The 13,066-nt window shown below is 58.5% G+C and carries 7 protein-coding genes and 4 pseudogenes; 8 read left to right on the top strand and 3 right to left on the bottom strand.

Annotation, left to right across the window (positions count from 1 at the left end; all coding sequences use genetic code 11):
* From NKH12_RS27670 to NKH12_RS27660, 3 genes and pseudogenes are all read left to right on the top strand, one after another.
* Nucleotides 1-718: aminotransferase class III-fold pyridoxal phosphate-dependent enzyme (locus tag NKH12_RS27670; RefSeq protein ID WP_352956056.1), on the top strand; the 718-nt coding region annotated here is incomplete at its 5' end.
* A 663-nt stretch (nucleotides 719-1,381) separates the two neighbouring features.
* Nucleotides 1,382-1,897: pseudogene (locus NKH12_RS27665) on the top strand (autoinducer binding domain-containing protein).
* Complete coding sequence (locus tag NKH12_RS27660) at nucleotides 1,894-2,103, top strand: helix-turn-helix domain-containing protein (RefSeq protein WP_352956055.1); 210 nt, start codon at nucleotides 1,894-1,896, stop codon at nucleotides 2,101-2,103. The pseudogene NKH12_RS27665 and the gene NKH12_RS27660 overlap by 4 nt, the downstream one beginning before the upstream one ends.
* Before the next feature lie 1,174 nt (nucleotides 2,104-3,277).
* On the opposite strand, the pseudogene NKH12_RS27655 reads toward NKH12_RS27660, so the two are convergent.
* Nucleotides 3,278-3,435: pseudogene (locus tag NKH12_RS27655) on the bottom strand (prephenate/arogenate dehydrogenase family protein); the annotation flags it as partial.
* A gap of 494 nt (nucleotides 3,436-3,929) precedes the next feature.
* Between NKH12_RS27655 and NKH12_RS27650 the strand changes: the two are divergent.
* The 4 genes from NKH12_RS27650 to NKH12_RS27630 all read left to right on the top strand — a co-directional run bounded on the left by NKH12_RS27650 (nucleotide 3,930) and on the right by NKH12_RS27630 (nucleotide 9,328).
* Entirely contained in the window at nucleotides 3,930-4,382 is a 453-nt protein-coding gene (locus NKH12_RS27650; RefSeq protein ID WP_352956054.1) for an Lrp/AsnC family transcriptional regulator, read from the top strand.
* Nucleotides 4,383-5,199: 817 nt separating this feature from the next.
* Nucleotides 5,200-6,147: an aminotransferase class IV gene (locus NKH12_RS27645; RefSeq protein ID WP_352956053.1), complete on the top strand. Its 948-nt coding sequence runs from the start codon at nucleotides 5,200-5,202 to the stop codon at nucleotides 6,145-6,147.
* 1,097 nt (nucleotides 6,148-7,244) lie between these two features.
* Nucleotides 7,245-8,297 (top strand): GHMP family kinase ATP-binding protein, encoded by a 1,053-nt coding sequence (locus NKH12_RS27635; RefSeq protein WP_352956052.1) that lies wholly within the window; start codon nucleotides 7,245-7,247, stop codon nucleotides 8,295-8,297.
* Between the two features lie 5 nt (nucleotides 8,298-8,302).
* Nucleotides 8,303-9,328, top strand: coding sequence for a PLP-dependent cysteine synthase family protein (locus tag NKH12_RS27630; RefSeq protein WP_352956051.1), 1,026 nt, complete (start codon nucleotides 8,303-8,305; stop codon nucleotides 9,326-9,328).
* 1,046 nt (nucleotides 9,329-10,374) lie between these two features.
* Here NKH12_RS27630 and NKH12_RS27625 read toward each other — a convergent pair.
* Nucleotides 10,375-11,628, bottom strand: a complete 1,254-nt coding sequence (locus NKH12_RS27625; RefSeq protein WP_352956050.1) for an ATP-grasp domain-containing protein — start codon at nucleotides 11,626-11,628, stop codon at nucleotides 10,375-10,377.
* Nucleotides 11,629-12,244: 616 nt separating this feature from the next.
* On the opposite strand from NKH12_RS27625, the pseudogene NKH12_RS27620 reads away from it, so the two are divergent.
* A pseudogene (locus tag NKH12_RS27620) lies at nucleotides 12,245-12,545 on the top strand (helix-turn-helix domain-containing protein); the annotation flags it as partial.
* A gap of 318 nt (nucleotides 12,546-12,863) precedes the next feature.
* Here the strand turns inward: NKH12_RS27620 and NKH12_RS30645 are convergent.
* A pseudogene (locus tag NKH12_RS30645) lies at nucleotides 12,864-12,983 on the bottom strand (Mu transposase domain-containing protein); the annotation flags it as partial.
* Nucleotides 12,984-13,066 lie beyond the last annotated feature (83 nt).

Genomic DNA, 13,066 nt, shown 5'->3' with positions numbered 1-13,066 from the left:
TGACGTCACCATTGTGGACGGCGTGTCGCTGGCCCTGAAGCGCGGTAAGGTGCTGGGACTGATCGGCGAATCCGGCGCCGGCAAGTCGACCATCGATGAAGTGGTCTGCGGCTTTGCTCGAACCGGTGAGAAATTCGGTTCCCACCTCCTCTATGGCATGCGTCCGGATTTCGTAACGATCGCCAAGGGGTTGAGTTCAGCCTACTTGCCCATCTCCGGGTCAATTATCGGCGACCGCGTCTGGTCGGTCTTGGAACAAGGAACGGAAAAGCACGGCCCACTCGGCCATGGCTGGACACATTCCGGTCACACGCTTTGCGCGGCGGCCGCGCTTGCCAATATTAAATTGCTAAAGGAAAGAAACATCTTGGAACACGTTCGGGATGTCGGACCGTACAGGCAGGCCCGCATGAAAGCCGAACTGGAGGGACATCCCATTGTTGGCGAGGTTCGCGGCGTCGGTATCCTATCCGCCGTGGAACTGATGCGGGGGCCTAAGGAACGGCTACCATTTGAACCCGGACTTCAGGTCGGCGTGCGCGTCGCCTCTGCCCTGTTTGAGAATGGTGTCATCGGCCGCGCTACGCCGCACGGCGATATCCTCGGCTACGCTCCACCTCTGATCATTACCCGAAAAGAGATCGACATCGTCGTCGATGCAACCGCGAAATCAGTCGATACGACCTATCGCGCGCTTAAAGCTGAGGGCGCGGTATGACCATGGCGAAATCGTTGGATTGTTGCCGGCTTGACCTGGATGGAACCTTGGCGCCCGGGTAAGGTGGGGAATCTTGGAAGCGACCGCCCTTCCGTGCACTCACTGGGCTGCATGTGGAATGTGCCCCAACAAAAGAACAACCGTTGCGGAGTCGAGGCGCGAACTCCCTCGCAATCGAATAACCTGCCGCCGCTGACTGGTCGCCACGTGGCAGCGACCCTAAAGCGCGGCGCGCCGTGTTGGTGTACCTCCCAGGGCGGGCCATGTTCAAAATGCTGGATGAGAGTGGCTGCATTGCCTCATCAAAGGCCTGAGCAGCAGGGTGATCGTATATCGGCATGACACATCGAGATATCCGTATGACAAATCGAGCATCCGCATCTCCGCCTCCAAGCTACTGCCGCCCCGCGTTGCAACTTCCTCCGTTGGCGAAGTACATCAAGCGGCCGACCCCGAGCCATCTGCCCCTGCGCACGCTCGCTCGGAATGCACATTAAGACGTCCCGCGGCAACTGCGGTTGGCAACGGCTGGTGCCGCTGTGGAGGCGGTGGTCACATGCCGGCCAGTGCCGGCGAGATAGGCCGCGGCCAGCGGTAGGCTGAACAGTTGCGGCCTACACGTCAAGGCGACGACAAAAAACACATCAAGGCGTGGCGAAGGACATGCAAATTGTCTTTGAAAGATTCTTGGAACGGCTTTCAGAAAGCGTCGATGAGGCTGATCTCCGCGGCGCCCTGGCCGATGTCGCCTCTGGACTCGATCTACTCACTTTTGCCTATCTCTCCTTGCCCCCGCGGTCTGATGGCAAACCCACGCTGATCTCGAATTATCCGGCGCCCTGGACAGCACGTTATCTTGAGAACCGGTATCAGAGTGTTGACCCGGTCATTATGCGTGCACACGCGGTGGCGGATGCCCGTTTCGATGGGGATCCGTTCTGAGCGGCGAGGAGGCTTCAGGGGATCAGGTTTTTCGAAGAAGCGGCGCAGTTTGGCATCTGCTGCGGCATGACGATCCCGATTATCGACCGCCGAGGGAATTTTGCTGCGATAACCTTTGCCGCTGACAAGCCCGACGCTGCATTTTTCCGCGCCGCAGAACGCCACGAAGAAGGTCTCCCGTATATCGCGACCTGTTTTCATATGTTGTTCGCCGCAAACTGTCCGCCGATCGAATGATCGATGGTGTCTTGCTGACGCCCCGCGAATACGAGTGCCTGCAGTGGGCAGCACAAGGCAAGTCCGATTGGGAGATCAGCTGCATCCTGGGGATCACGCAGCGCACGGCCGCCTTTCATCTGGGCAACGCTCGCCGGAAGCTTGGGGTGACGACCACCAGGCAGGCAATTGGGCGCCTGGCCCATTCGGGTTTTTCGGTTCACTGACAAGTTAGCTTCACGTGCGCGGCGGCCTTGAAGCGTCGCCTATGGGCGCTCGAGTGCCTCAATGCCCTTTGTGCTTACGGCGAATTGCCTGCCCGCTTGTTTCCGCCAACAAACGCGGCCCCCGATTGAACTCATTCTTCGGGGCCTCGACGGATCGCTCGCCGGACCTGGACATCGCGAGATCGCTGAGTGCTGATCGGGGAAGGCGCGTCCACGCCGACTGGACGGATCCTGGCGATCACCTCCGCGACCGCATCTGGCGCGTCTCTCCGGCGCGCGCTCAGGAATCGGGACTATCTGAAAACGTGACAGTTCCAGCCATGCGTCAGCCGCCGAACAGTTCCTTGTAGCCGGTCGTCACCATCCAGTTCGCCCGGTCGATATGGCTGCGACAAGTGCCTGTTCGCCTTCTACATCTTCAAGCCAAAGATGGGGGTCATCATGCATTCAGTGTTGGCCGGAAATCGAATTCGGTCATGTCCGGACAACCAGAGGAATGAAACCGCAATGGCTTCCGTCTGCTCGGAACGCTGAGTGTTTGCGGCGGCGCCCGTATGTTCGAAAAACGTGATCATCAGGTGGGTTCTTCTCAGTCGGTGCGGCGTCGCAGTGCTTTTGCGCATAGGATTGCATCTGTCGTGGGACTGCATCTGTCGTGCCAACTGGGAAAATCGTTTCGCAACAGCGCGATTGCTGTGACAGCGTTGTGCCACATGTCCGACATTGTCGAAGTTGCGACGAGGAGCCCAACCGTAAGCGCCGCTGTAGCGGCCGCTATCGCATAACTACCTGATTGTATGAGCCCAACTCGCGCCGATTTCCGCGGGCCGGCCGAGCCGCTAACCTTGAGGCGAAACGATCTTCTGGTGTGGAGGCCCGCGGGCGACGACTTTGAAACCAAGCTCGGCAGCATGTTCGCCACCGGCAGCCGAAAATATCTGCGCAAGTCTTGCGGGAGGCCAATGTCGCGCGTAGTGCGGGAACTCGCCCGAGGGAAACTTTCCATGGCAGCCGGATCGGTGCCGCGTCGGCGGCGCACTTTCCTTGGCGCAACCGCTTCGCCGCCTCCCGCAAGCGCGGCCCGCATCGGCGGCGATCTATCAGCACAAACGGCAACCATTCTAATGCCCGCGTCTAATGCCCGCGGCTAGTGAAGTGCGGGCGCCCCCGCGGCGACGATGTTGTAGGCGATGATGTGCGGCAGATGCGAGAGGACCGCCAGCGTTGTGTCTTGGTGCTGCGGGGTCCATCCTGTCGACGTTGAGCTGCAGCGGCGCCAGACAGCTTCTCCAGCGCAGTGGGGCTGGTGCCTTCCAGCGGCGTTAAGGTGCACCGTAAATGCCTGGCCTGATCCAAAGTGCAGCCAGTGCTTGCCTCGCCAACTCGTCGCGACGGTACGATGTTCGGTTTCTGGCGTTAGTCAGACCAAAGCAGTCCGCAGGGCAGCTTACGTTGAAGCGCGTCGACAGGAGGTTCTCCGAACTCAGGCATGCCCGCGGCTTTGTCCATGCGTAGCAGCGCTTCATTTCTGCTCAGGACGGTGCGGCCAGGCGGGACCCAGTTCATACCCCATGAGCGGTTCGCTGTCATAACTGCATCCTTCTGCAGCTTCTCGAAAGCAAACAGTGTTGCCAAGCACATTGAGATGCGCGGCGACCACACTGGCCAGCATGCCTGTCCCGCGCATCGCAACGAATGCCGCGCATGTTCCAGTGCTGCTGAACCAAGATCTGCGAATACGGCTTCACGCATGAGGATGAAATAAAGTAAGAAGCGCAGAAATCTGGGCCATTATGGAGGCCTTAAACAACGGCTGGCATCGCGCGATGGACGACCTCGACCGAAGAATTCTTAGAGCCATGCAACAGAACAATCGGCTCTCTTTTGCGGAACTCGCGGAACTTGTCAGTTCCTCAGCTGCATCATGCATGCGTCGAGTTAGCAAGCTGCGTTCGGCAGGCGTAATCATTGCGGACATCGCGCTGGTAGATCCCAAGGCGGTTGGCAAATCTCTCACCGTTGTCGTCACGGTGGAGCTCGACCGTGAGCGTCTTGACCTTGTCGACGAGTTCAAGCGCGCGATGCGTGCGGCCAAGGAGGTTACACAATGCTACCTGATTACGGGCGACGCCGATTTCGTCCTCATCGTGGTGGTCGAGGACGTCGAGACCTTTGACGTCTTCGTCAAGACAAAGATCTATACCAACCCCAATGTCCGAAAATTCAGGAGCATGATCGCGCTCGATCGTGTCAAGTTTGAGCCGCGCATCCCGGTGTAGCTCTCGCGGAGTTGCGCCGAAGCTGCGGCCACTTTTTTGCAGCGCCAGTGCAGGTCCAGCTTTGGATTGGACTTTCCCCTTGGGAAGCTTTGCGATCTAACAGCCGCCGCTGGCCAGGAAAGTTCATTGCGGGGAGATCCGTTCGCCCGACGCCCGAGGAGCAACCGCTCAGCGCTTAGACACCCGCGAGGAGGCGTCGTCCCGTAGAGCGGACTTGGGCCTGCCGACAACAAGCCGTGCACAAGGGCGGCGATCTGTCAGGATCGGCGGAGCTAGGTGCTGCCCGAAGGAGCCGCCCGAAGCAGGAGCAGGATGTCCCATTTCTTAGGCAGCCAGGCTCCCGCTGTCACGCCGATCCCGAGTGAGGATAAAAACGTGTTTCCATAGTAACTGAGTAACTGAGCTGTGCGACTGCCGACGTGCATCAGATGAGCGAGGATCGCAAGCCCATTGGCCTGCGCGCAGTTCGCTGCCCAGGCCAGTTTCGAGAAGGGCGCCTTTTGGACGGCCTCGACCTATGACGTCCTGAATTTGCCTATTCGGCCGGACGCATGGCAGCCGACTGTGTTTGAACACCGAAGGTGGAACCTTTGGCTGGACACTGGAAGCCAGCCCAGCTGTCTGTGGGAATCATTTCACTTCCACCCGACATTTGACCATTTCAACTCGCCGGTGATCTGAATTTGGTGTCCAATGTCGCGACTTCCACGTCAACATTGCCGGTGCGGTAGTGATCAGCATACGAAACGTTTTCAAGCGCATGATCTGGCGAAACCCCTTGAGCCTGAACAAGTTGCCAGATCGGAAAGGTAGAACGATGACGCAGCTCTTACTTGTTCTTCCAACTGTCGATGAGCATCACGTTGATCGGCGACGCTACCCGCAGGGGATCGCGTTCATGGACGGGCAATACCTGCCAATGTCCGAGGCCAAGATCTCCGTGCTGGATTGGGGGTTCCTGCACTCGGATGCCACCTACGACACGGTACACGTCTGGAGTGGCAGGTTCTTCCGGCTGGATTTACATCTTGACCGGTTCTTCGGGGGCGTGGAACGGCTGCGGATGAAGCTGCCCTATGATCGAGAGAAACTTGCATCGATCCTGACAACCTGTGTCGCTTTGTCGGGGCACAGATCGGCTTATGTGGAGATGATCTGCACGCGCGGATCATCGCCCACCTTCAGCCGCGATCCCCGTCAAGCGGAGAACCGCTTCATTGCGTTTGCTGTTCCCTTTGGGTCGGTTGCCAACAAGGAACAGCTGGAAAGAGGTCTGCACGTCGCAATCAGCGAGACCGTGCGCATCCCGCCTAAATCGGTCGATCCGACGATCAAAAACTATCATTGGCTAGATCTGGTGAAGGGGCTTTTCGACGGCTACGACGTGGGAGCGGAGACAGCACTAATCCTGGATATGAATGGCCACATTGCGGAAGGGCCCGGTTTCAACGTCTTCGTTGTCAAGGACGGTTCCTTGCGGACACCCTCTTTTGGGGTACTGCCTGGCATTACGCGCCGGACTGTGTTCGATCTTTGCGCCGAGATCGGACTCTCGGCCACGGCGGCTGATGTTAGTCGTGCTGAGATCAAATCGGCTGACGAGGTGTTCATCACCTCAACTGCCGGCGGCATTATGCCCGTGACACGCATCGACGACGACGCGATCGCCAATGGGCGCGTCGGGCTTGTCACTCGTCAACTCATGAATCTCTACTGGCAAAAGCACGATGATCCGGCATGGTCGACTGCTGTCATTTATCCGTGAGCGGAAATCAGCCATGTGAGATCGATTTGCCGAGCGGCTTTTTGATCGTCCGAAATATCCAAGTCGGCGAGGCCGAGATGATTGTTGGCGCGGAAATTCAAGACCTTGTTGCCATCGGCGAGTTCGATCTCGCACGACTGAGTAGGGGTGATCACGCGCTCGGGCTTGTAGGGCCCCGCTGACGTCAACCCAGCTAGTTCCGCGGACGATAGGCAATGAAGCGTTCTTCATCGGCAACTCCGCACGTTACGAGAACGCTGCCGCGCCTTGATGGATCGCGCTCGTCTTCCGACTGCTGGTTTCTTAGCAGCGGAGGACGGCGGTGTATAAGTTCAGTCCACAAATCCAGGGCGACGCCCGCCGAGGCGCGCCTGATCGACTTTCGGGAGCTGCGTAACGGCAGCTCATCGAGATCACATCTAGCGGAGAAACATGGTCCCATGGTCGCAGTGGACGATAGCAATGCGGTTCGGCTTCGTGGCATGGGCGCGGCTCGGCGGTTGCGGCGTCAACATAATCACCCGTACGCCCGGCAAGGCGCTTGGAGAGCGTTGGGGGGTACACATCAGGCAAGCGCGGGGTTTCGCCAGTGCTAGAGGCCACACCTCTTCACCGCAACAGGATGGCCGAGAAGAAGGCCCTCAAGGGCGGCCTCTCTATGATCGGCTTTCCCTTACCCGTAGTGCCAAAGGGGGCGCATCCGCGTGATGTGCGCCGCACATTCGAGTGCCGATATCGCCGGTGCCGTCAAGGGCCTTCAGAAGGTAGGCAGGGAAACTGGCAGTCATTTGGCGTCTAACATCGAAGCTGCCGATACCAGATACGAGCTATCTTGCCTCGGCTGACGACTCTGCGCGCAGAACAGCGATTGCCAACGAATTCGCTGGCTTTGATAGTTACACCGTGCTGTCGGCAGCAGGAGCAAGCAATGAACTGGCCGGCCATAGGGTGCCTTCCGCCGACGAAAAACTGCGTGCCTTCGGAACTTGGCTGCAAAGGCTTTTACCAAAGCTTCACAAGCCCGGATCGAATTGCGTGGTATAGGGGCCAGATACGGCGATCGAATAATCGCACTGTTCTGGATGTGGACGTCGAAAATGCCCCAAATAGACAAACCGTCCTCTGATCCGGGCTCGAACATGGATCATCCTCTGAATGATCATACGATGGTCCTGGACAAGCTGTTAGCAGAGGGACGCCGATCTGACCAAAGACCCAACGGCACTTACAACGGAACAGGGCGTCGGCTTCAGGTCGGGATTGGCCGCGCGATGGCCCATCACGGCGAGCTCCTCCAGGGTGTTTTCGAAGGAGCGGATGGAAGGCTCCATCGCGGGCTTATCACCCTCCCGTTCGCCTCTCGCCTATCGAAGGTCATCTTTCGGCCAGGAGAACAGGGGGACATTCGCACGCGACCGCTGGAGCGAAGGAAGGCAGCGCGTGCGGCGGAACTGGCGCTCAAGCATCTGGGCTTTGCCGGTGTCGGAGGAGAGCTGATCCTGGAGAGCGATATTCCAGTCGGTCACGGGTATGGTTCGTCGACGGCTGACGTCCTGGCTGCTATCCGCGCGGTGGTCGCAGCGACCAGTGCTACGCTGTGCCGCTCAACAATCTGTCGGCTGGCGGTCGAAGCCGAGGTCGCGAGTGATGCCACCGCTTATGACGATCAGGCGGTGCTGTTCGCCCAACGCGAAGGTTGCGTTATCGAGCATTTCGGCGGCGAGATTCCACCGCTTGCTGTTGTCGGTTTTCGAATCGGCGGCGCCCGTCCGATCGACTCAGTCAGCCTTCCGCCAGCACACTATGACAGCCAAGAGATCGAGCAATTCCGGGTTCTCCGTGGCCTGGCATTTCAGGCAGTCCTACAGCAGAATCCCCGTCTTATCGGTCGCGTTGCCACTGCCAGTGCACATATCAGCCAGCGTTATCTGGCGAAACCCCACTTAAGGGCGGTAGTGGAGTTGGCAAAGGCACATGCCGCGTGCGGCATTCAGGTCGCCCACAGCGGCACGCTGTTGGGTGTGCTCTTCGATGCGAATGAACGCCGCGTTGCAGATCGCGCCCGTGTACTGGCTGGGACGCTCTCCGAGGCCGGCTTCGACGAGATAGTGATCTTTACGGTTAACTCTGACGGAACCCTCCTACAGTGAGCCGCGTGGACTATTTTCTTTCGGATTACGAACAGCCGCGCCACGCACGCTTGGCGCCTAATCTGTTCGCGGCCTGTTTCCCTTTGATGAAGCTGCTCCCGGCCCGCTACATGCTCGAACGGGCACAAACCGCCGGCCACCTTCAACTCGGCGGCCCTGTTGCTGAAACCACCTCTGGTACTTTCGGTCTGGCGCTCGCCATGCTGGCGGCGGTGCGCGGCTTTGATCTCTCGCTGGTTAGCGCCTCTAGTCTGATTGACAAAACGCTAAGGCGCCGACTGGAACTTCTGGGCGCCACCGTTCATGTTATCGATGATCGAGAAGGAACCGGTGCACAACGCGAGCGACTCCAACAGCTTAATGCAATACTGAAAAGCCGCCCGGAGACATTCTGGCCAAGGCAGTACGACAATTCTGATAATCGGCTGGCCTATGGCAGACTTGCCGAATGGATGGTACGCAAGATCGGGCATGTCGATTGCCTGGTCGGCTGCGTCGGATCCGGCGGGTCACTTTGCGGCACTGGCGCTTTTTTAAGAGAGGTGTTTCCGGATTTGATCCTTATTGCCGTTGACACCCATCGCAGTGTGCTCTTCGGCCATTCTCCTGGGAGACGTCAGCTGCGTGGACTCGGGAACTCGATTTTGCCACACAATCTCCAGCATGAAATAATCGATGAGGTGCATTGGGTCGGAGCGCTCCCGGCCTTTGCCGCTGCCCACAAGCTGCATCGAGACAATGCGCTTTTCATGGGACCGACGAGCGGCGCGGCCGCCTTGGCAGCGCAATGGTATGCACGTAATAATCCCGGGGCCACGACGGCCGTAATCCTGCCCGACGAGGGCTATCGTTATCAGGACACGGTCTTCAACAATCATTGGCTTGCGAACCTTGACGGATGGCCGATAGCTGACAGTCAGGACCCGCTGACGCTCAGAAGGATTGAGCCCGCGGGGGAGGCGGTCTGGACGAGGATGGCTTGGGGACGCCGTTCCCTAAGCGCGCGCAGTGTCGGATATCAAGCACGATAACGCGAGCTCCCCGGCAGTGGCTTCATTCTGGTCGGTAGCCATCATGGATGGATACGAGGCGCTAAATTTAGGCCGAATGCACGATGCGGCGCAGTCGCACGTCGTTGGTGCTTCTCTTGCGCGAGATCTCACGCCAAATCATCGAGACCCGACGGCGCGGTAGCGTAGACTGATGGTCGGCAGCGGCTGACGAGATCGCGACCCTCGAACCCAGCGGCGAGGCCGCGGCCGCCTGGCCCCAAACTCATACCGATAGGCAAGCGCGGGCCCTCCAGACGCATCAGATCATCAATGGCCTGTGAGCAGTATACACGAACCCTCTTTCAGTGCATCACATTGATTACGAGCAGAAGAACGCCGGCAGCGTCCCCGTACCATCAAAGGAGCTCACTATGGAATTGCAAAGCGGAGGCCGTACCATACATGCCGCTCCGCTCGGGCTTAATAGTTGGTATAGACCGCGCCAGTGCCTCGGCCTTCTCGATGGCCGCGAACGGGTACCTTTCTTTCGGAATGACGGACTTGCAGCCCGCGTCCATGGCCATTTTTGCTGCCATCAACTCTGTCACGCTGCCACCCGAACCTACGGCGAGTGCGGGAATGAGCGGCGACGGCCTCTGTCTCGCGGGTGATGGACCATACCTCCGTCAACAGGCGAACGGGTTGCGGTGGTGGGGACCTTCCGTGAAGAGGTCGAAGGCAGAATGAGGAAGCTCGACATTTAAAATCTGCGCGAGCCATGCCGCCAGCGTATTATTGTCGCCGAACAGATCTCGGCAGAGCGGAAAGCAACCAATCCTGTGAAGGTAATCAACTTAACACGATCGGAAAGAGTTTCGAGTCGTGGCACAAGAAGAACGCCGCCAAGGGCGGACTGAATGACTGAATGCGTAGGTCGGACAGAAAGATTGCGTTCGAAGTAAATGGTGCGCTCGCCGTATTGAAGAGCATGGAAACGCTAGACTAGAACGCACGCCGTCGCCCTCCATTCAGTGATCTCAATTGCACCAATGTTCGGCGACAATCACGCGTCACCTGCGCTGGTTTTAGGGTGAGGGGCCCCCAGGCTTTTCCCGTTCGTCAACGGTCGGTAATGGTTTTATCGACCAACCGATTGAGGCGACGGCACGCTGCAGTATCGCTTCCGTCTGAGCATGGCTGGGTGAAGCGGCGACGACATGTCCGATGCAGTCTCGGTAATCGCCTTTCCTGACGATCGGCGCCTTAGGCTCCACATACAATCTGACCTCGGTGACACCTGTTACAGCAGCCGCCCGGCTCGCGCCATCAATCCAATCGAGGGTGCCATCGCTATCAGCGACAAGAAATCGCCCAGCCGCAACCTGTGATTCTCTTTTGCGCAAGTTCGGTTCATCGCCGATGACGAGCTTGATGTGCTCGCTAATGAGATCGACACCGTAAGCCAGCTTGATCAGTTGAGGAGTTGGCGCACCACTAAGACGCGGATTGACTTCAATGACGACTGGGCCGCGTTTGGTCCACCGGACTTCAATACTTTTTGGCCCCCAGTCGAGGCCGAGAGCTGGTAAACAGCTCAGCGAGACATCGGCGATGCGCTTATGCTCCTCATCAGTCAGCAGTGCCGGAATGGTGCACTCTCGATAGACGAAATGCGGTGGCGGATCGTAGTCAGCGGCGCCAATCCCAACGACCTCATGTCCCATTACTGCAGCGTAATACGCAGGGCCTTGTGCGAATTCTTCCACCAGTACCTTCGGCGGAGAGCGCCATATGTGCTTCCCGTTCAACAGATAGGCCGTATGTTCTGCCAACTCATCGATGCTGCGGCACAATCGGACACCCATGCTGCCACTGCCTACGGCTGGCTTAACAATCACCGGCAGCCCGAGCTCCGCAGCGGAGCTTTCTACGTCCGCCGCATTCGCTGCCACGCGATAAGCAGGTATTGGAACGCCGGCCTCCGCGAGGAGCTGACGTTGAACGAATTTGTCGCAGCATTGTTCAATCGACGCTGGGTTGGGTCCCGGTATATCAAAATACCGGCAGAGCTTGCCAACTGTTGCATAGACCGACTCCTTCGAGCTCGTAATGCCAGCAATGTCATACGTGGCACGTAGCTGGGAACATTGGCGGATCAATGCATCGAGATTGTCTGTATCAACACCGATTGCCTCAACTCCTTCCGTCGCAAGATAGTCATACTGAGCTGGATCAGCCGACAAGGCAATTGGATGAAGCCCAAGACGCAGGGCCGTTTGTACGTATGGCAGACCGCTACCCCTTGTGCCTTCAACCAGGATGAGTGCTCGTGTTGCCATTGGCTATTACCCCCGGCGTTGCGTGTTGCGCAGTGATCCGAGCGTGAATGGCCATCAGCTATTTTCAACTGGCCTGACCTCAAACTCTGCGGCGAACGTATCATTCTCGGTGATTTTGAGGGCGCACAGATTTGTAAATTTATATTAATACCTGGCCAGACAATTGGGCACCTCGATTTATCGGTGCTTTGGCGTGCCCGACCTCCACCGCGCCAGTGCCGTGGAAGGTGCTCTCTGGTGATTCTGCGGACTTCTCTGATGGGAGGAAGCGAGTTCGAGCTTGGAAGAGTGCCGTGTCACGCGCTACGTCAATGTCGGACACGCGAAATATCGATTACAGCGCCATCATATTATCTTTTCTTCTTTGGCACGGCGCATGCGCGTTATCACGCAAAGGCGTCACGGACTAAGGAGAACCGTTCTATCATCGCGCTGGTGCATCCTGTGCAGGCCGGCGGCTGCGAAGCTGAATTTGATATGCGAGGAAAGGCGTTGTCGCACACTGATTGGCAACGCTATCCTTGGCTCTAGAGCACGCCCGGTGATCGATGAATCGATTGTGATGTGATGGCCGCGTTTTGTGCTGATTCAACATCCACCTCGATGGAGGTTGACGATGGGAAGAGCATTTAGCGTGGATCTTCGGTCGCGGGTCTTGAAGGCTTCGGACGAGGGCATGTCGGCGCGGCAAGCGGCGGCGTGGTTCGGCGTGGGAGTGTCCAGCGCGATCCGCTGGATTGCGGGCGAAGATCGGCGAACTGGCGCTACGCCCGCAGGGCCGCCGCCGCACCTCCAGCCTCGATGCGCATGACGCCTTCATCGTCGGGCTGATCGAGGAGCGCAAGGACATCACGCTGAACGAGATGGTGGAGCGGCTCGTCGCCGAGCAGTCGGTGCGGAAGCGAGGCAATGCTCTTGCAGTTCAGGCCACCGATCTCGACAGCGCGGGCTGACACAGCTTCGGCGCGATCGCGTGTGACATCGCGAAACAGGCGCAAGACACCCAGGCATGTTCGAAAGCCTTGTTCAGGATGTGGGCGGCTGGCGAGGATTGCGACAATCAAGCCCTCCGTCTCGGGGCCGACGGATGCGGCCCAGCGACGGAAGCGATCTGGCGTCCACTCGGCATAGCGCCGGTGGGAGCTAGGCATGTGATCCGGATCGGTTCCATGGCGAGAACCGCCATAGCGGCGCTGATGGACAGCAATGCGCTTGCCGCGGTGGAAGATCTCGATGGTGCGTGCCGTTGCCCTCAGATCGACCTGCTGGCGAATGAGGCTGTGCGGCACGGAATAAAAGAAGGTCTTGAACTCGACGTGGTAATCCGTCGAGACGCGGGCCAAACGCCAGCGCATATGACGTTCCGCCGGCGTTGGCCCTTGCCGAACGCGACCCTTCTATAACCGGAGGCGAATTGCTGTCTGCCCTCGCGACAGCT

The sequence above is a fragment of the Mesorhizobium sp. M1322 genome (assembly GCF_040318085.1).
GTDB lineage: Bacteria > Pseudomonadota > Alphaproteobacteria > Rhizobiales > Rhizobiaceae > Mesorhizobium.
This window is presented reverse-complemented; position numbering and strand designations above follow the sequence as displayed.